This window comes from Pseudomonas sp. 01L34 (genome assembly GCF_056400265.1).
This window is the reverse complement of record NZ_JBFTSX010000003.1, coordinates 165,186-182,803: the sequence shown is the minus strand read 5'-3', so window position 1 is coordinate 182,803 and position 17,618 is coordinate 165,186. Positions and strand designations below refer to the sequence as shown.

Annotated in this window: 16 protein-coding genes; 8 read left to right on the top strand and 8 right to left on the bottom strand. The window is 59.9% G+C overall.

The genetic code is table 11. The features are described 5' to 3' along the window. Positions 1 to 32: 32 nt before the first annotated feature. Together hexR and AC1DQM_RS09365 are read right to left on the bottom strand one after the other, a co-directional pair. On the bottom strand, positions 33 to 899 hold the full coding sequence (gene hexR / locus AC1DQM_RS09370; protein ID WP_017850032.1) for a transcriptional regulator HexR: 867 nt from the start codon (positions 897 to 899) through the stop codon (positions 33 to 35). Positions 900 to 1,034: 135 nt separating this feature from the next. Beyond that, positions 1,035 to 3,908: an EAL domain-containing protein gene (locus tag AC1DQM_RS09365; RefSeq protein ID WP_477746069.1), complete on the bottom strand. Its 2,874-nt coding sequence runs from the start codon at positions 3,906 to 3,908 to the stop codon at positions 1,035 to 1,037. 259 nt (positions 3,909 to 4,167) lie between these two features. Here AC1DQM_RS09365 and uvrD point away from each other — a divergent pair, with 259 nt between their 5' ends. The 4 genes from uvrD (at position 4,168) to AC1DQM_RS09345 (ending at position 8,480) form a co-directional block, all read left to right on the top strand. Next, positions 4,168 to 6,351, top strand: a complete 2,184-nt coding sequence (gene uvrD / locus AC1DQM_RS09360; protein WP_007934438.1) for a DNA helicase II — start codon at positions 4,168 to 4,170, stop codon at positions 6,349 to 6,351. Between the two features lie 88 nt (positions 6,352 to 6,439). After that, on the top strand, positions 6,440 to 6,880 hold the full coding sequence (locus AC1DQM_RS09355) for an EamA family transporter (RefSeq protein WP_018927368.1): 441 nt from the start codon (positions 6,440 to 6,442) through the stop codon (positions 6,878 to 6,880). Between the two features lie 179 nt (positions 6,881 to 7,059). Further along, on the top strand, positions 7,060 to 7,938 hold the full coding sequence (locus AC1DQM_RS09350) for a Tim44 domain-containing protein (protein ID WP_477746068.1): 879 nt from the start codon (positions 7,060 to 7,062) through the stop codon (positions 7,936 to 7,938). A gap of 134 nt (positions 7,939 to 8,072) precedes the next feature. Further along, on the top strand, positions 8,073 to 8,480 hold the full coding sequence (locus AC1DQM_RS09345) for an SMI1/KNR4 family protein (protein ID WP_007934432.1): 408 nt from the start codon (positions 8,073 to 8,075) through the stop codon (positions 8,478 to 8,480). 165 nt (positions 8,481 to 8,645) lie between these two features. Here AC1DQM_RS09345 and AC1DQM_RS09340 read toward each other — a convergent pair whose 3' ends face one another. Continuing rightward, entirely contained in the window at positions 8,646 to 10,409 is a 1,764-nt protein-coding gene (locus tag AC1DQM_RS09340; protein WP_477746067.1) for a cation:proton antiporter, read from the bottom strand. Positions 10,410 to 10,612: 203 nt separating this feature from the next. Here AC1DQM_RS09340 and AC1DQM_RS09335 point away from each other — a divergent pair, with 203 nt between their 5' ends. Then, entirely contained in the window at positions 10,613 to 11,095 is a 483-nt protein-coding gene (locus tag AC1DQM_RS09335) for an acyl-CoA thioesterase (protein ID WP_007934430.1), read from the top strand. Between the two features lie 81 nt (positions 11,096 to 11,176). Here AC1DQM_RS09335 and pdxY read toward each other — a convergent pair whose 3' ends face one another. After that, the gene (pdxY, locus tag AC1DQM_RS09330; RefSeq protein WP_018927365.1) at positions 11,177 to 12,049 is read right to left on the bottom strand and encodes a pyridoxal kinase PdxY; all 873 of its coding nucleotides are present in this window, start codon (positions 12,047 to 12,049) and stop codon (positions 11,177 to 11,179) included. 120 nt (positions 12,050 to 12,169) lie between these two features. Here pdxY and AC1DQM_RS09325 point away from each other — a divergent pair, with 120 nt between their 5' ends. After that, complete coding sequence (locus tag AC1DQM_RS09325; RefSeq protein ID WP_064621161.1) at positions 12,170 to 12,583, top strand: DUF3301 domain-containing protein; 414 nt, start codon at positions 12,170 to 12,172, stop codon at positions 12,581 to 12,583. Between the two features lie 35 nt (positions 12,584 to 12,618). Here AC1DQM_RS09325 and AC1DQM_RS09320 read toward each other — a convergent pair whose 3' ends face one another. Further along, complete coding sequence (locus AC1DQM_RS09320) at positions 12,619 to 13,584, bottom strand: CobW family GTP-binding protein (protein ID WP_477746066.1); 966 nt, start codon at positions 13,582 to 13,584, stop codon at positions 12,619 to 12,621. Between the two features lie 27 nt (positions 13,585 to 13,611). Here AC1DQM_RS09320 and AC1DQM_RS09315 point away from each other — a divergent pair, with 27 nt between their 5' ends. Beyond that, positions 13,612 to 13,968 (top strand): NADH:ubiquinone oxidoreductase, encoded by a 357-nt coding sequence (locus AC1DQM_RS09315; RefSeq protein WP_477746065.1) that lies wholly within the window; start codon positions 13,612 to 13,614, stop codon positions 13,966 to 13,968. Positions 13,969 to 13,972: 4 nt separating this feature from the next. On the opposite strand, the gene AC1DQM_RS09310 is transcribed toward AC1DQM_RS09315, so the two are convergent. Continuing rightward, positions 13,973 to 14,623 (bottom strand): DUF1826 domain-containing protein, encoded by a 651-nt coding sequence (locus AC1DQM_RS09310; RefSeq protein WP_477746064.1) that lies wholly within the window; start codon positions 14,621 to 14,623, stop codon positions 13,973 to 13,975. Further along, entirely contained in the window at positions 14,623 to 15,831 is a 1,209-nt protein-coding gene (gene zigA / locus AC1DQM_RS09305; protein WP_477746063.1) for a zinc metallochaperone GTPase ZigA, read from the bottom strand. Before zigA ends, AC1DQM_RS09310 begins: the two co-directional genes overlap by 1 nt. A 142-nt stretch (positions 15,832 to 15,973) precedes the next feature. Between zigA and AC1DQM_RS09300 the strand changes: the two genes are divergently transcribed. Beyond that, positions 15,974 to 16,351: a glutamine synthetase gene (locus AC1DQM_RS09300; RefSeq protein WP_305410589.1), complete on the top strand. Its 378-nt coding sequence runs from the start codon at positions 15,974 to 15,976 to the stop codon at positions 16,349 to 16,351. Here the strand turns inward: AC1DQM_RS09300 and AC1DQM_RS09295 are convergent. Then, entirely contained in the window at positions 16,348 to 17,556 is a 1,209-nt protein-coding gene (locus AC1DQM_RS09295) for an N-acetylmuramoyl-L-alanine amidase (RefSeq protein WP_086945229.1), read from the bottom strand. The two genes, AC1DQM_RS09300 and AC1DQM_RS09295, sit on opposite strands and share 4 nt — an antisense overlap. Between the last annotated feature and the right edge of the window lie 62 nt (positions 17,557 to 17,618).

The window sequence follows — 17,618 nt, the reverse complement described above, 5'->3', positions numbered from 1 at the left end:
AGCAAGCTCCCTCGCCACAATTGCAGCCAGAATCAATCGTCCAGCGCTTTTACTGACTTTGGCGACAACCGCAAGCTGCGAAGGCTGCGCTTGACGCTTTTCAGGTGATTGACCAGGCTCGGCCCACGGGCCATGGCCACGCCCATCGCCAACACATCGATCACTACCAGGTGGGCGATGCGCGACGTCAGCGGCGTGTAGATTTCAGTGTCTTCGTGCACGTCGATCGCCAGGTTAACGGTCGACAGCTCGGCCAACGGTGTCTGGCTCGGGCACAGGGTGATCAGCGTGGCGCCGCTTTCGCGCACCAGGTTGGCGGTGATCAACAGGTCCTTTGAGCGACCGGACTGGGAAATGCAGATCGCCACGTCGGTCGGCTTCAAGGTCACCGCCGACATCGCCTGCATGTGTGGGTCGGAATACGCCGCCGCAGTCAGCAACAAACGGAAGAACTTGTGCTGGGCATCCGCCGCCACCGCACCCGACGCACCGAAGCCGTAGAACTCGACACGCTGGGCCTGGGACATCGCGGTCACGGCTTTCTGCAACGCTACCGGGTCAAGTTTCTCGCGAACTTCCATCAGGGTGTGCAGGGTGGTGTCGAAGATTTTCAGGCTGTAGTCGGCAACCGAATCGTCTTCATGGATCGCGAATTGCCCGAAGCTCGCGCCGGCCGCCAGGCTCTGCGCCAGCTTCAGTTTCAAATCCTGGAACCCGGAGCAACCGATGGCGCGGCAAAACCGCACGATGGTCGGCTCGCTGATGCCTACGCTGTGGGCCAGGTCGGCCATGGAACTGTGCATCACCGCCGCAGGATCAAGCAGCACGTGGTCGGCGACCTTGAGCTCCGACTTGCGTAACAGGTGGCGTGACTGGGCGATGTGTTGCAGCAGATTCAAGGGGCTGGACTCTTTGTCATTGGCAGGTGCCGGGGATGTAGCACGCTTGTAGTTATACTACATGAATCGGCTTTTTGCCTGCTCAATGCATAACTCAATGTCCCCATATCACGCGACATATGCTCCATGTAGCACCTACGAGGTTTTTTCGTCCGCGCGCAACAGCTCAGCCAGGTCAGTAGCCTCAACCGGACGACTGATCCAATAACCCTGCACTTCATCGCAACGCTCGACCTTCAGAAACTCCAGCTGCTCCGGCCGTTCGACGCCTTCGGCCACCACTTTCAACGACAGGCCGTGGGCCATGGCAATAATCGCCCGGGTGATCGCCGCATCCTCGCTGCTCTCTCCCAGACCACGGATAAATGCCTGATCGATCTTCACGTAATCCACAGGAATACGTTTGAGGTAGCTCAGAGACGAATACCCGGTACCAAAATCGTCGATCGCCAGCTTCACCCCCAGATCGCGCAATTGCTGGAAGGTCGCGATGATGTGCTCGACGCTGTCCAGCAACTGGCTTTCGGTAAGTTCCAGCTCCAGATAGTGCGGCGCCAGACCGGTTTCCTCCAGCACCTGGCGCACTAGGCTGACCAGTTTCCCCTGACGCAGCTGATGCACCGACAGATTGACCGACACCCGAATCGGCTCAAGCCCCTGACGTTGCCATTCGCAGGCTTGCCAGCAGGCCTGACGCAAGACGAACTCGCCGATAGCGTTGATCAGGCCGGTTTCCTCGGCCAGACCGATGAAATCCCCCGGCGGTACCTGGCCAAGGGTCGGGTGATTCCAGCGCACCAGCGCTTCGGCGGCATTCAACCGGCCGGTGGCGAGGCAGAGTTTCGGTTGATAAAACACCTTCAACTGCTTTTCTTCGATGGCTTTGCGCAATTGGTTCTCAAGCTGCAAACGCTCGAGCGTGCTGGCCTGCAGGCTGTCGGTGTAGAACTGGAAGTTGTTGCCGCCCAAGTGTTTGGCATGCTGCATGGCCATGTTCGACTGGCTGACCAGCGCGGAAATCTCCCGTGCGGTGTCCGGCAACAGGCTGATGCCCATGGACGCGCTCATCACCAGTTCATGCCCCTCGACAGTGATCGGCAAACGCAGCTTGGTCGACAATCGGGTCGCCACGCGCGCCAGGCTCGACAGGTTGCCGTAGGCGTCGAACAGCACCGCAAATTCATCGCCGGACAACCGGGCGATGGTGTCCGCTTCCGGCAACGCATTGACCAACCGCCGGGCCATTTTCTGTAACAGCTGATCGGCGATTTCGTGGCCGAGGCTGTCGTTGAGCAACTTGAAGCGATCCAGATTGATGTGCAGCAGCGCCAGGCTGCGCCGACCGCCCTGACGCACCCGCTGATGAGCCTCGCTCAGTCGTTCACGGAATAACGAACGGTTGGCCAGCCCCGTGAGCTCGTCGTAATGGGTGAGGTAGCGCATGCGCTCTTCGGATTCACGCCGAGCGGACAGATCAGCGAAGAAGCCAACGATATGACTGACATTTCCCCGCAAATCGCGTACGGCATTCAGTTGCAGCCACTGCGGATACAACTCGCCATTCTTGCGGGTCTCGACCAACTCGCCCTGCCAACTACCGTGCTGCTCCAGCGCCTGACGAATCGCCGCGTAATGCCGACGGGCGTCGCGGCTGCAGGGCAAATCGACCACGTTGCGCCCGAGCATGTCATCGATTTCATAGCCAGTTACCCGACTGAAAGCCTGATTGACCGCGATCAGTGCGTAATTCGGGTCGAAAATCACGATGCCTTCGCTGGCCGCCTCGAACACCGTCGCCGCCAGCTGGCGCTGTTCTTCCAGGTGCTTGCTGGCGCTGATATCGCGACGGGTGCCGACCATGCGGATCACCCGGCCGTTTTCACTACGCTCGACCGCTCGACCACGGTCCTCGATCCAGACCCAATGGCCATCGCCATGCCGAACGCGGTACTCGATCTGATAATCCTCGGTGCGGCCCTTCAAATGCTCGACCAGCGCCCGCTTCAGCGCTGGCAAGTCGTCGGGATGCAGCCTCGGCTTGAGGTGGCGGAGCATTGCCGTCACGTATTCCGGCTCCAGCCCGAACAACTCCTGGAGCTGAGTGTGATGAACTTCGTCGGTCTGCAGGTTCCAGTCCCACAAACCGAGTTCACTCGCTTTCAACGCCAGCGCCAGCCGCGCTTCGCTCTTGCTCAAGGCCTGGTTGGCCGCATCCAGCTCCAGACTGCGTTGGGCAACCCGGTTTTCAAGGTCGACCTGGGTTTCGCGCAATTCTTCTTCGGCGCGACGACGCTGGTCGATTTCCTTGGCCAGTTCGTGATTGAGTTGCTCGCTGCGACTTTGCGCCTGCTGCAAGTGCTCGATCAGCGCCTGATTTTGAAAACGCCGCAACAAACCCTGATCGATCAACCGATTGACCTGCCAGGCGACCACGCTCAACGAGCCCAGCAGAATCAGCCCGAACCAGCCCCAGCCCTGCTCCTGTTCATCGCCGCCCCAGAACAGATAGCCGATGGCGGGCAACAGACAGGGCAAGGTAAAGGATAGAAATGCTGGCAGGCTGACCGCATAAGCGACGCTGGCCGAGAGGGCTGCGGCGCCGATCAGACCGAATACCCAGGCTTGCTGGATAAAATTGTCAGCGGGCACCAGTGCAATGCCGGCACCGGCCAGCGTCAGGCCGGTCATCGCCGAACCGAGCAGAAACATGCGACGCCAGATCGGATGGGCCTGACGGTTGGGTATCGCCGAATCGAAGGCCGCGACCTGAATCACCCGCAATGCCACCAGCGACAATAACCAGACCAGCCAGACACTGACCACGAAGTAGCGTTGCGGGCTCCAGAGCAACCCGGCGCAGACCAGACCGTTGATCAACATGAAAAGCGTCGGCAAGAGCGAGCCCTGGTACAGCAGACGCGTGCGTTCGACCGCCATCTCCATGGCGTACTGTTTGCGGATAGCCCGAGGCTCCACGGAGGGGCCCGACAGGTCGGAGCTGAGGGTCATAGGCGATGTTCTTGTTCTTATAGTTGAGCATGCGAGCCCGAATTGTGGACGGAGCATACACAAGCAAATGCCCGGACCAAACTGCCTCAGGTCATAAAATAGACAAAAGTTTTAGTCGCCCGCATCCGGCGTAAAAGCCGCCAGGCGAGCCCCGTCCCTGCTTGCAGCCAGTGACCAACCGGTCATCGTCGATGCTTCTTTCATCGGCTAATGCAAAGCTCGGTTTGCCCGGTGTGACGGCGCACCCTAGAATGCCCCGATGCGCGATGATCTCTCCCTTCTGCTGAACTCCCTCAACGATGCCCAACGCCAGGCCGTAGCTGCCTCCGTGGGTCGTCAGTTGGTCCTGGCCGGTGCTGGCTCCGGTAAAACCCGAGTGCTGGTGCACCGTATCGCCTGGTTGATCCAGGTCGAAAACGCCTCGCCCCACTCCATTCTGTCGGTGACCTTCACCAACAAGGCCGCTGCCGAGATGCGTCATCGCATCGAGCAGCTGATGGGTATCAACCCGGCCGGCATGTGGGTCGGCACCTTCCACGGCCTGGCGCACCGCTTATTGCGGGCGCACTGGCAAGAGGCGGGCCTGAGCCAGACCTTCCAGATTCTCGACAGCGACGACCAGCAACGGCTGGTCAAGCGGGTGATCCGCGAGTTGGGCCTGGACGAGCAACGCTGGCCGGCCCGGCAGGCCCAGTGGTTCATCAACGGGCAGAAAGACGAAGGTCTGCGTCCACAACATATTCAAGCCAGCGGCGATCTGTTCCTGGCGACCATGCGCAGCATTTATGAAGCCTACGAGGCTGCGTGCCTGCGTGCCGGCGTCATCGACTTCTCCGAACTGCTGCTGCGCGCCCTCGATCTGTGGCGCGACCACCCGGGGCTGCTCGCCCATTATCAGAAGCGCTTCCGGCACATTCTGGTGGACGAGTTCCAGGACACCAACGCCGTGCAGTACGCCTGGCTGCGTCTGCTGGCCAAGGGTGGTGACAGCCTGATGGTGGTCGGCGACGACGATCAGTCGATCTATGGCTGGCGCGGCGCGAAAATCGAGAACATCTATCAGTATTCCGACGACTTCCCGGATGCCGAGATCATTCGTCTGGAGCAGAACTACCGCTCCACCGCCGGGATCCTCAAGGCCGCCAACGCCCTGATCGCCAACAATACCGGGCGCATGGGCAAAGAGCTGTGGACCGATGGTGGCGAAGGCGAAGCGATCAATCTGTACGCCGCGTTCAACGAACACGATGAAGCACGCTACGTGGTTGAAACCATTGAAAGCGCGCTGAAAACCGGCTTGGCTCGCAGTGATATCGCGATTCTGTACCGCTCTAACGCCCAATCGCGCGTTTTGGAAGAAGCCTTGCTGCGCGAGCGCATCCCGTACCGCATTTATGGCGGTCAGCGCTTCTTCGAACGGGCAGAAATCAAGAACGCCATGGCTTATCTGCGTTTGTTGGAAGGCCGTGGCAACGATGCGGCCCTGGAGCGGGTGATCAACGTTCCGGCCCGTGGCATCGGCGAAAAAACCGTCGAAGCGATTCGCGATCATGCGCGCCACAGCGACGTGTCGATGTGGGAAGCCATGCGTCAGCTGGTGGCCAACAAGGGCCTGACCGGGCGCGCTGCCGGCGCCCTTGGGGCGTTTATGGAGCTGATCGAGAACCTCGCCGCCAAGTGCATGGAAATGCCGCTGCACCTGATGACCCAAACCGTCATCGAGCAGTCGGGGCTGATCGCCTACCACCAGGCGGAAAAAGGCGAGAAAGGCCAGGCCCGGGTAGAAAACCTTGAGGAACTGGTCAGCGCCGCGCGCAACTTCGAAAACCCGGAAGAGGACGAAGAGCAATCGCCACTGGCGGCATTCCTCGGCCACGCCTCGCTGGAGGCCGGGGACACCCAGGCCGACGAGCACGAAGACAGCATTCAGTTGATGACCCTGCACAGCGCCAAGGGCCTGGAATTCCCTTACGTGTTCCTGGTGGGCATGGAAGAAGGCCTGTTTCCGCACAAAATGAGCCTGGAAGAACCCGGTCGCCTTGAAGAAGAGCGTCGTCTGGCCTATGTCGGTATCACCCGGGCGATGCAGAACCTGGTGCTGACTTATGCTGAAACCCGACGCTTGTACGGCAGCGAGACCTACAACAAGGTGTCGCGTTTCGTACGTGAAGTGCCGAAAGGCCTGATCCAGGAAGTGCGACTGTCCAACAGTGTCAGCCGTCCGTTCGGCGGCGGCCAGCAGCAGAGTTCCAGCAGCCTGTTCGGCGGCAGCGAAATCCCGGACACCGGGTTCAGCCTCGGTCAGACTGTGCGGCATTCGGTGTTCGGCGACGGTGTGATCCTGAATTTCGAAGGCGCCGGTGCTCAGGCGCGGGTGCAGGTGAACTTCAGCGAAGGCAGCAAGTGGCTGATGCTCGGTTACGCCAAGCTGGAAGCGATCTAAAACCTGCCAGTGATTTACTGTGGGGGCGAGCCTGCTCGCTCCCACAAGGTTCTGTGTTTCAGATTGATCTTATAAAAGGCGCAATAACATGGGCTCGGGTTTCTTTTCTTCCTGGACATTCTGGGCCCTGATGTCGGCGGCGTTTGCCGCCATGACCGCGATTTTCGCCAAAATCGGCATCGAAAACGTTAACTCGGACTTCGCCACGCTGCTGCGCACGGTGGTGGTTTTGGTCAGCCTGGCCTTGATTTTGTACGCCACGGGCCAATATCAGTCATTAGGATCGATCTCGGCCAGGAGCTACCTGTTCCTGCTGCTGTCGGGACTGGCCACCGGTGCCTCGTGGATCTGCTACTTCCGCGCGCTGAAACTGGGGCCGGCCTCGTTGGTCGCTCCGGTGGACAAGCTCAGCGTGGTGCTGGTGGCGGTGCTCGGCGTAATCCTGCTGGGTGAAAAACTCGACCTGCGCCAATGGAGCGGAATCGGCCTGATTACGGCCGGTGTCGTCATGCTGGCGCTGCGGCGCTAAGCATCCTTCCTACAGAAGCTGTCCACTCGTCCTACAGACTAACGCTAACAGGCCTTATTGCGCTGACTGAAGCTGAACACAACCTGTCAGGCAAAAGCCCGAAACACTCTGCCGCTAGCCAGTAACACTTCAGCTGTGCAACATGGCGCGCGTGCCATCCACAAATGGGAATTCCCTTTATGAAACGTTTTCTTAGCATCGCCATGGCGTTGTGCATCGGCCTGACGATGAGCCTGGACGCCAACGCCAAGCGCTTTGGTGGCGGCAAGAGTGTCGGCGCTGCGCCGACTCACCAGACCAGCCAAATGGCTCCTTCTTCTCCTGGCGTGGGCGGTGCAGCCGCCACTGCCGGCGCGGCCGGCGCGGCCGGTGCCGCTGGCGCTGCCGCCAAGGCCGGCGGTGCTTCGCGTTGGCTCGGCCCTCTGGCCGGTATCGCGGCCGGTGGCCTGCTGGCTTCCATGTTCATGGGCGGCGGCTTCCAGGGCATGCAGTTCTTCGACATCCTGATCATGGCGGTCATCGCCTTCCTGGTCTTCCGCTTCATTGCCGCTCGTCGTCGCAAACAGCAGGAGCATATGGCTCCGGCCGGCGCGCCGATGCAACGTGAAGTGTTCGAGCAGAAGCCAGCCATGGGTTCGATCTTCGGCGGTTCGGCTGCACCTGTTGCCCGTCCGGTGATCAATGCTCCGGCCTGGTTCAACGAACAGCGCTTCGTTGAAGCCGCGCGCAACCATTTCCAGTCCCTGCAACAGCACTGGGACGCCAACGAAATGGACAAGATCGCCGAGTTCGTGACCCCGCAACTGCTGGAGTTCCTCAAGCGCGAACGTGCCGACCTGGGCGACGGCTTCCAGTCGACCTACATCGACAACCTCCAGGTACAACTGGACGGCGTTGATGACCGTGCGGACAAGACCATCGCCACCCTGACCTTCAGCGGCGTGTCGAAGACCTCGCGTTTCGACCAGGGCGAAGTGTTCAGCGAAAGCTGGAACATGGAACGTCCACAGGGCGAAAACCAGCCTTGGCTGGTCGCAGGTATCCGCCAGAACAGCTGATAACTCCGCGTTTCGCATGCTGTAATGAAAACCCCGGCTCTGCCGGGGTTTTCTATTTCACGGTTGCATCTATAGCGAGCTACTGTATAAACCGCCCAAACTAAACCGCGCCATCAAGCAAGAGGATCCCGGACGTGGAAGAAATCATCGAACAACTGCGTGAAGCCAACGAACCGGTACCGGTCCCCTTGGAGTTGCCCGACGAAGATCTGCTGGTAGAAATCGAAGAACAACTGTTCATCGACATTCCCTTCGTATTCAGAGAATTCCTGCTGACCGTCAGCGATGTAGTCTACGGCAGCCTGGAGCCGGTGACCGTCACCGACCCGCAATCCCACACCTACCTGCCGGACGTTGCCGCCAACGCCTGGGACGCTGGTGTTGATCGCAGCCTGATCCCGATCTGCCAGGACGGTGACAACTACTACTGCGTCGAAGAAGACGGCACCGTGGTGTTGTGGCTGGCCGAAGAAGAGTTACTCGCCGAAGAAACCTGGGAATCGGTCTGGCACTGGGCACGGGACGTCTGGCTGGAAAGCTGATGTACCCCTGCACGATTTTTTGTAGCAGCTGGCGCAGCCTGCGTTCGGCTGCGAAGCAGTCGTAAACCCTGACACTCGGTTAACCTGAATCACCTCGTAGCCTGATTGGCGACTGCTGCGCAGTCGAACGCAGCCTTCGGCAGCTGCTACAGGGACTCGTCACGCTCAATGCTCGGACGAATCCTTGTGGTTATCCAGGGTTTCCAGCAAGGCCACCTGCATCCGCGTATGCACGCGGATGAACCAGCGCCAGAGCAGCGCCGCTATCCCAGCCGCGACCACGACAATCAGCACCAGCAACTTGTTGGTCGGCAGAATACTGGCCGACAAGGCCGCCAGCAGCAGGAAAATCACCAGCAGCGAGAGGATCGGGATCACTTCGGCGATCACCCGACGCACTCGCTGCGTGTGGCGGCCGGCCATCTCCGACTTCACCCCCATTTCTGCCAGCAGCATCGACAGCGCCTTGAGCTTGCGATAGGCGGCGATCAGGAACGGCAGCGACAACAGCAACGCCCCACCCCAGATCAACGCTTTCTGCCAGCTCGGGTCGCTGATCCAGTCTTGCAGGTAAACGGACATGCGCTCGGCGAAGAAGGCGCCCGATAAAAAGATCGCAACCACCAGCGCCAGATTGACCCCCACCTGCAACAGAATCCGCCGAATCATCGACGCCAACAGCGCGCCCTCGCCCTGAGGCTGGATGCTGCGCAGCCATTCGCCATACATCCCCAGCACACGAGCCAGGCGCTGCGGCATCACGGCAGCAAGCTTGATCGACAGCGGATCGGCCGCGCGGATCAGATAGGGCGTCAACAGCGTGGTGATCACCGAGACGGCCACAGCCACCGGATAGAGAAAGCTGCTGGTGACCTGCAGCGTCATGCCCAGCGCGGCGATGATGAAAGAGAATTCGCCAATCTGTGAAAGCCCCATCCCCACGCGCAGTGAGGTGCGTCCGTCATTGCCGGCGATAAACGCGCCAAGGCCGCAGGACAGCATCTTGCCCAGCACTACCGCCACAGTGATCACCGCAATCGGCCAGGCGTATTGCAGCAGGATCATCGGGTCGAGCATCAGGCCGATGGCGACGAAGAAGATGGCACTGAACAGGTCGCGAACCGGCTCGATCAACTGCTCGATCTTCAGCAGTTGGCGTGATTCGGCCATGATCGCACCGATCAGGAACGCGCCGAGAACCATGCTGTATTCAAGCTTGACCACCAGCAGGCAGAAGCCGAAACACAGGCCCAGCACGGTAATCAGCAACATCTCATTGCTTTCGAATTTCGCCACATAGGCCAGTAGTCGCGGCACCAGCAGAATACCGATGACCAGTGCGACAATCATGAACAGGGAAAGCTTGCCGACGGTGGAAAAGACTTCGCCGGAACTGACCGTGCCGCTGACGGCGATGCTCGACAGCATGGCGATGATGCCGATACCGAGGATGTCCTCGACGATCAGTACGCCGAAGATCAACTGCGCAAAACGCTCGTTCTTCATCTTCAGGTCGTTGAGCGCCTTGACGATGATGGTGGTCGAGGAAATCGCCAGGATCGCGCCGAGGAACAGCGAATCCATGGTATTCCAGTCGAACCAGCGGCCGATTTCGTAGCCGATCCAGATCATCAGGACGATTTCCAGGAAAGCCGCGATAAACGCCGTGGCGCCGACCTTGAACAGCTTGCGCAGGCTGAACTCCAGCCCCAGGCAGAACATCAGGAAAATCACCCCGAGCTCGGCGAGGGTCTTGATGGTTTCTTCGTCGTGGATCAGGCCGAAGGGCGGCGTGTGCGGGCCGATAATGAAACCGGCGACGATGTAGCCGAGCACCACCGGTTGTTTAAGACGATGAAAGAGCACGGTCACCACACCCGCGATCAACATGATCACTGCCAGATCCTGAATGAAACTGATGGCATGCATGGTGTGTGGCTCCTTCGGGGGTGGGCTTTTGAAGGGTAACACCACGACTTCCGGCGCAAAGACGGTGCAATATATGGAAACAGATCGCTTCGGGCGTGACGGCGCCTCCCCGCCCGGCGTCCCGATAACTGTTGGTTTGAAAAACACCGACAAGCACCCACAGAGGTGCCCCCCAAACCCTGCCTTGAACCCGTGAGTACGTTATGGAACCCGGAAACGCCCAGCTGTCGATGACGGTATTGATGACCCCCGACATGGCCAACTTCTCTGGCAATGTCCACGGCGGTACCCTGCTCAAATACCTCGATGAAGTGGCCTACGCTTGCGCCAGCCGGTATGCCGGCCGTTACGTAGTGACCTTGTCGGTGGATCAGGTGATCTTCCGCGAGCCGATTCATGTCGGTGAGCTGGTGACCTTTCTGGCCTCGGTCAACTACACCGGTAATACCTCGATGGAAGTGGGCATCAAGGTCGTGACCGAGAACATTCGCGAGCGCTCGGTGCGCCACACCAACAGCTGCTTCTTCACCATGGTCGCGGTGGATGACCAGCGTAAACCGGCCTCCGTCCCGCCACTGCAACCGCAGAACAGCGAAGACAAGCGTCGGTACATGCAGGCCCAGCAGCGTCGGCAGATTCGTCAGGAACTGGAAAAGCGCTATCAGGAAATCAAGGGCGACGCTTAAAGCAAAAGATCGCAGCCTGCGGCAGCGCCCACAGACACGCGGGAGCTGCCGAAGGCTGCGATCTTTTCTACCGCCACACCGTTACAAACTGATCGCTACCGCCTCGAACCGCACCCGGGGATGGGCGATCCGGTCCTGCGCCCGCACCAGTTCCAGCTCATAGCTGGCACACGCCTGGGTTTCCAGCAGCACTTCATGCACCGCCGCCGCGGTGAATTCGAAGGCGCTCAGCAGACTGTCACCCAGCAGCACACGCGCCAGGAACAGCCCGGAAGTCAGATCGCCAACGCCCACCGGCTGACGCGGGAACGCCAGCAACGGCCGACGCAAGTGCCAGCTGCCTTCAGCGGTCACCAGCAACATCTCGAAGCCATCCGTCAGTTTGCCGGGATAGTCCAGATGCTTGACCAACACCGCCTTCGGACCGCGCGCCAGCAGCGCCCGCGCCATGGCCAGGCAATCGAACAGTGACTGCGCCTTGCGCCCCGAGAAGCTGTTCAGCTCCAGCTGATTCGGGCACATGAAGTCGGCTAACGCCGCCGCCTCTTCCAGCAGGAAATCGCTGACTTCGGCTGGAACACTGCAGCCCTTCTCCGGATGGCCCATCACCGGATCGCAGAGGTACAAGGCTTTGGGATTGATCGATTTGATTCGCTCCACTCCCGCCAGAATCGCCCGCCCCTGAGCCGCGCTGCCGAGGTAGCCGGACAACACGGCGTCGCAGTTGCCCAGTTCGCCAATCGCCGCGATGCCCTCCACCAACTCCGGAATCTGATGCGGGGCCAGCACTTCCCCGGCCCACTGGCCATATTGCGTGTGGTTGGAGAACTGCACGGTATTGAGCGGCCAGACGTTCACCCCGACCCGCTGCATCGGGAAAACCGCGGCGCTGTTGCCAGCGTGGCCGAACACCACATGGGACTGGATGGCGAGCAGATGGGGCGTACGTTTCATGCGGTGAGTTTTCCATAAACCGATTGAAATTCGAGCCGCGCAGTATGCGACTAAACGCAGCCTGTACGACAGACCAGAGACGCAGTTAAGCTGACACTATCTTGTTGGAGCACCCTGTTGATGCTGACCCTAGGAAATATCTTCGTGCTGATGCTGCTCGCCACCGGTGGCGCATGGCTGTGGCACAACCACGGCTTGCGCGAACGCGCACTGGAGCGGGTTCAGCAGCATTGCGCCAAGCTGCGGATCGAGCTGCTGGACGGCAACGTAGCCTTGAAAAAGATCGCTTTCATTAAAGACGCCAACGGCCGTCGGCGCCTGGCCCGTGTGTATAACTTCGAATTTACCGTGACCGGCGAAACCCGCCACAACGGCACCATCACTCAGTTCGGCGCCCATAGCGCACACATCGAGCTCGCGCCCTATCCAATGCCATTCGACGACACACCGCCGGTGGTCGAAGTCGCAAAACCCAGCGCCGAGGTGATTGAATTGAGCCAGTGGCGGCAAGAACACACCAAGTGGCGTCCCTGAAGATCAAAAGATCGAAGCCTGCGATCTTTTGATCTTCACCCCGACCGGCAATCGGCCAGATCTCTTTGCAGCGACTCAACATCCTGCTCCTCACTGAAAATCAGCTCGATGCGCGAATCCCGTCGCCATTCGCTGGGTTGCCAATCCAGTAACGAGTTATCCAGCGCGTTGGCCGACACCCAACCCTCTACGCTGTGGATAACCAGCTTCGCCCGCAACCATTCAAGGCTCTCAAGCCACTTTCCGACAAGCACGGCATCGAATGTCTGACTCGGATGCCAGCGCCAGCCGACGCTCCAGCCACCCTCTTGCGCCTGACTCAAGCAAATTGGCTGCGCAGGGTCAGTCCAGATGGCCGGCATCTGTGCCAGCCCCTTGGGCACGATGAAGTTATCCACACCCGCGACAGCCTGAGCCTTGAGGCCCGGTAACTCGCTCAGTGGCAAGACAGCCTGTTGCGTCCAGTACAAAGGACGCGGCGGCAACTGTGTAGCGATTCGCTGGCGATCACTATCGTCGAGGCTTTCTGCCTTGTTCAGCAACAGCAACCCGGCACTGTCCAACGCTTGCAGTTGCGCCGCTGGCAGCGGTTTTCCAGCCGCGAGCGCCTGGGCGTCCAGCACCAGCACGCAAGGCTGCACCGCCAGGACGCCTTGCCACGGCGCCTCGCTCAATTGCCTGAGCAACTGCGCCGGATGCCCCAGCCCGGAGGGCTCGATGAACAGTCGATCCGGTCGTGCCTTGCGCAGCAACCGTCCGAGGCCGACCTGAAACGGCGCACCATTGACGCAACACAAACACCCCCCGGCCACTTCCCCCAGTGCGATACCATCGACGTCCTGGGTCAGCAGCGCAGCATCCAGGCCGATCTGGCCGAACTCGTTGATCAGCACCGCCCAGCGCTCACCGGCCGGCCGCTGCGCCAGCAGGTGCTTGATCAGGCTGGTCTTGCCGGCACCCAGCGGGCCGGCGATGACGTGGGTGGGAATGTTCTGCAACATGGTCGAAGTTTTCTGAGGAGGTATAGGATGCGGTTGATGGGATGGTCGTTGCTTCTGGCGCTCACGTCGGGTGAAGCGCTGGCCCAGGCCTGCGTGGTACATAGTACGGCTGAGCGGCTGGACGTGAAGGTCTGCCAGCAGAACCGCAACATCCCGGAAAAACTGTTCGCCGACGGCTTCTGCCAGCCGAATCTGGCCGGGCAGAAAGTCGAGGTGCAGTACGTCGACCAATGCCCCGCCGGCGCGTTCGGGGTATGCAGCAACGCTCAAGTCGCCAATATGCCTTACCGGCAGGATATTCACTATTACGGCGTGGCCACCGATGCGGCGTATCTGAAGCCGTTTTGCGAAGCCCAGAACCAGGGAACCTGGCTCAAACCTTGAGCTGTCAGCCCAGCCAGTCGAGGGTCAGGATCAAACGACGCTCGCCCGGTGCCGGCTGCGGCGAACGGTGTATCAAGCCGAAACCTTCGTTGCCGTGCCACTTCTCTCCCTTGAGCAGCGCCACTTCGCCGCTGGAGATACGCTGGATCAGCGAATCATCCTGGGGTTCGGCGTCAGGCTCGCCTAATCGGCGGCGATCCATCGCCCCTTCTTTCAGCCATTGGCTGCCGCCCCCTGCGTAGGTAGTGATCAACCGCACCGGCACATGATCGACGTGGAAACGCGGGCACATGGCGTTGTCCAGAACCCGCAGGCGCAAACCAATACGTTGGGCGCCCAAAAGGCAGGCGAACGCGCTGACCAACCAGGAAACGTCGGCGATAAAGCCTTCGTAACCTTCAAGGTCGCTGAAGCCTGAGGCTAAACCGTGGAGATTGGGTTCGGCGTCATCACTGGCCATTTCAAGAGAAAGCGACTCGGCCAGCGGCTGGTTCAGGGACAACAGCAAGCGACCGAAATCGGCAATGTGCGCCGGCAGTTGGCGCTGCCAAAGGGCGAGGTTCACACCGTCGTCCAGAATCCCGGTCAGCACCTTTGGCGTTTCACCTTGAACCTGAGCAATGACCGGTCGCAACTTCAGACTGGGCGCCAGCATCAGGCAGCCGCCTCTTCGTGCCAGGGACCGAACGGATCGGGCAACAGCCGCCACCCCTCGACACCCAAGACCATTTCATCATCCGTCAGCAGGCAGTTATCAAGTTCGGCGGTGAGTTGTGCAAAGTCGATGTTCTGGCCGATAAACACCAGTTCCTGCCGGCAATCTCCGGTGGCGGCCGTCCAGTTCTCCATGATCCCGGCGGTGCTTTCTTCGTCTTGCGGCCATTGGTTTTTCGGCACGAAACGCCACCAGCGCCCGGCAAACCCGTAACGCATCAAGCCGCCGGCCTGGGACCAGCTGCCGGCATCCATGTGTTTGCTGGCCAGCCAGAAAAAGCCCTTGGAACGCAGCAGTTTGCCGTTCACCCACGGGCGATCGATGAAGCTGAAAAAACGCTGCGGATGAAACGGTCGCCGCGCCCGATAAGCCGTGGAGGCAATACCGTACTCCTCGGTTTCCGGCACGTGTTCACCGCGCAATTCCTGTAACCATCCTGGTGCCTGAGCGGCCTTCTCGAAGTCGAAACGCCCAGTGTTGAGGATCTTCTTGAGTGGCACCTCGCCCATGACCATCGGAATGATCTCGGCCTGGGCATTGAGCCGTTCGAGGATCGCGATCAGCTCCTGGCGTTCGCGGCTGCTGATCAAATCGATCTTGCTGATCAGGATCACGTCGGCGAATTCGATCTGCTCGATCAACAGGTCAGTGATCGAGCGCTCGTCCTCCTCGCCCAGGGTTTCACCACGGGAAGCGAGGCTTTCGGCGGCTTGGTAGTCGAGCAGGAAGTTCATGCCGTCGACCACGGTGACCATGGTGTCGAGCCGCGCAATGTCGGCCAGGCTCTGCCCTTCTTCATCGCGAAAGGTGAAGGTTTCCGCCACGGGCAGCGGCTCGGAAATGCCGGTGGACTCGATCAGCAGATAATCGAAACGACCGTCCCTGGCGAGTTTGCTGACTTCTTCGAGCAGGTCTTCGCGCAACGTACAGCAAATGCAGCCGTTGCTCATTTCCACGAGTTTTTCTTCGGCACGGTTCAGGCTGACATCGCGTTGAACTTCACCGCCATCAATATTGATCTCGCTCATGTCGTTGACGATCACCGCGACCCGCAGATTATCGCGATTACGTAGTACGTAATTAAGCAGTGTACTTTTTCCGGCACCGAGAAAGCCCGACAGGACGGTCACGGGAAGACGATTGGGCATCAGGTATTCCTCACAGGGATGCCCGGTCGCAATGTCGGGCTTAATTTATGTTATAGTATAACAATACAAACAAACCACTCTCCTCTTGCTCACCGCGACAAAGAGCACGATGCTTTAACCTGTCCGCTCCTTGAGAAATGCCATGGGAAACGCTCTGAGATTCTCGTTGTTGAGCCTTTCGCTGCTGATCGCAGTCAATGCCTGGGGACAAATCCCCAGCCTGGCCAAATGCACCCGCAGCGCCAATCTGCTGGCCTGCGTGGATGCCGACGGCAATGCCTACAGCGTTAACACCGTCGGCAACATGATCTACTTGCGCGGCTTTGAAGTCGCCGGTAAACGCTATTGGGCGCAGACCAATAGCCGCTACGGGCAACTGACGTTCTTTACCGGCCTCGCATCCGATGGCGAAGCCTGGGTCGGCTACAACCGCCGGGTTGGCTGGACAACCATCAATCGGTTCTCCAGCTCCGGGGGCAGCAGCGCGAAGTTCACCTGCAGCCGGATGACCGGTTGCTAGGCCTGTGCCTTCTTCTGCTCCTGCTGCCAGGCGATGTAGCTGTTCATTGGGGGATTCTTCTGAAAGTAACGCTGCAAGCCGTCGAACAAGCCATCAGCCACCGCCTGCTGATGCCGCGCTGTCACCAGTCGCTGGCTGTCACGGGCGTTCGAGATGAAGCCGGTTTCCACCAGAATCGACGGCACATCCGGCGACTTCAACACCGCAAATCCCGCCTGCTCCACACGCTTCTGATGCAGCGTGGTAATGCCCGCCAGGCTGCCGAGCACCGTGTTGCCCAACTGCAAACTGGCGGCGATGGTGGCGTTCATCGACATGTCGAGAATCACCCCGGCGAGCATCGGATCCTTGTCCTTGAGATTGAGCAGGCTGGTGGCGCCCAACAGGTCCGCGCCGTTCTCACGTTGCGCCATGAAGCGCGCCGTGGCCGAGGTCGCGCCGCCTTCGGACAGGCAGTACACCGACGCACCTGAAGCCGTGAGACGCGGCGCTGCGTCCGCATGGACCGAAATGAACATGTCGGCCTTGTGCTTGCGGGCGATCTCCACGCGCTTGCGCAGTGGGACGAAGAAGTCATCGTTACGCACCAGTTTCACGTCGAAGCCCTTTTCACGCTTCAGCCTCTTGGCCAACAGCTGGGCGATCGATAGCACCACGTCTTTCTCCCGCTCACCTTTGGCGCCGACCGCGCCCGGGTCTTTGCCGCCGTGACCAGGGTCGACCACCACGATGACGTCGCGCTTGGGATGAGCCTTGTCGATGATGGGCTCACGTTTTTCCGACGGCGCCGCCGCGATCTGTAGCGGAGCAATGGCCTTCAGATCGAGCACCAATCGGTGCCCCTGCCCATCCTGTGGTGGCAACAGGAAGCTGTTGAGCTGCACCGGACCGCTGAGGTCGAGGACGATCCGCGTATCGCCCTGACCGAAATGCCCGGAACGGATCGCGCGAATCACCGAGTTGTCGAGCGCCAGCTGACTGAAGTCGCCACTGAAGTTGGCGCCACTCAGATCGATGATCAGCCGCTCCGGAGCACTCAGGGAAAAAGTTTTGTACTGCACCGGCCCGCTCAGATCGAACACCAGTCGCAGCTTGTCGTCCGAACGCCACAGTCGTGCATTGCGAATTTGCGTGGCCGACACACCAAAAGGTAACGCAAAGGCCGCGCTGGCCAGAATCAGGTTGAGCAAGTGACGTCTGTGCATGATGAAAGCTCGTTCACGAAAAAGGCATCGTCGATTTGATTGTTATAATATAACATGCCAAA

What these genes read in the sequence shown, in the direction of transcription:
- AC1DQM_RS09365 (WP_477746069.1), bottom strand. Translation starts at nt 3,908, where the DNA reads ATGACCCTCAGCTCCGACCTGTCGGGCCCCTCCGTGGAGCCTCGGGCT.
- uvrD (WP_007934438.1), top strand. Translation starts at nt 4,168, where the DNA reads ATGCGCGATGATCTCTCCCTTCTGCTGAACTCCCTCAACGATGCCCAA.
- AC1DQM_RS09355 (WP_018927368.1), top strand. Translation starts at nt 6,440, where the DNA reads ATGGGCTCGGGTTTCTTTTCTTCCTGGACATTCTGGGCCCTGATGTCG.
- AC1DQM_RS09350 (WP_477746068.1), top strand. Translation starts at nt 7,060, where the DNA reads ATGAAACGTTTTCTTAGCATCGCCATGGCGTTGTGCATCGGCCTGACG.
- AC1DQM_RS09340 (WP_477746067.1), bottom strand. Translation starts at nt 10,409, where the DNA reads ATGCATGCCATCAGTTTCATTCAGGATCTGGCAGTGATCATGTTGATC.
- AC1DQM_RS09335 (WP_007934430.1), top strand. Translation starts at nt 10,613, where the DNA reads ATGGAACCCGGAAACGCCCAGCTGTCGATGACGGTATTGATGACCCCC.
- pdxY (WP_018927365.1), bottom strand. Translation starts at nt 12,049, where the DNA reads ATGAAACGTACGCCCCATCTGCTCGCCATCCAGTCCCATGTGGTGTTC.
- AC1DQM_RS09325 (WP_064621161.1), top strand. Translation starts at nt 12,170, where the DNA reads ATGCTGACCCTAGGAAATATCTTCGTGCTGATGCTGCTCGCCACCGGT.
- AC1DQM_RS09320 (WP_477746066.1), bottom strand. Translation starts at nt 13,584, where the DNA reads ATGTTGCAGAACATTCCCACCCACGTCATCGCCGGCCCGCTGGGTGCC.
- AC1DQM_RS09315 (WP_477746065.1), top strand. Translation starts at nt 13,612, where the DNA reads ATGCGGTTGATGGGATGGTCGTTGCTTCTGGCGCTCACGTCGGGTGAA.
- AC1DQM_RS09310 (WP_477746064.1), bottom strand. Translation starts at nt 14,623, where the DNA reads ATGCTGGCGCCCAGTCTGAAGTTGCGACCGGTCATTGCTCAGGTTCAA.
- zigA (WP_477746063.1), bottom strand. Translation starts at nt 15,831, where the DNA reads ATGCCCAATCGTCTTCCCGTGACCGTCCTGTCGGGCTTTCTCGGTGCC.
- AC1DQM_RS09300 (WP_305410589.1), top strand. Translation starts at nt 15,974, where the DNA reads ATGGGAAACGCTCTGAGATTCTCGTTGTTGAGCCTTTCGCTGCTGATC.
- AC1DQM_RS09295 (WP_086945229.1), bottom strand. Translation starts at nt 17,556, where the DNA reads ATGCACAGACGTCACTTGCTCAACCTGATTCTGGCCAGCGCGGCCTTT.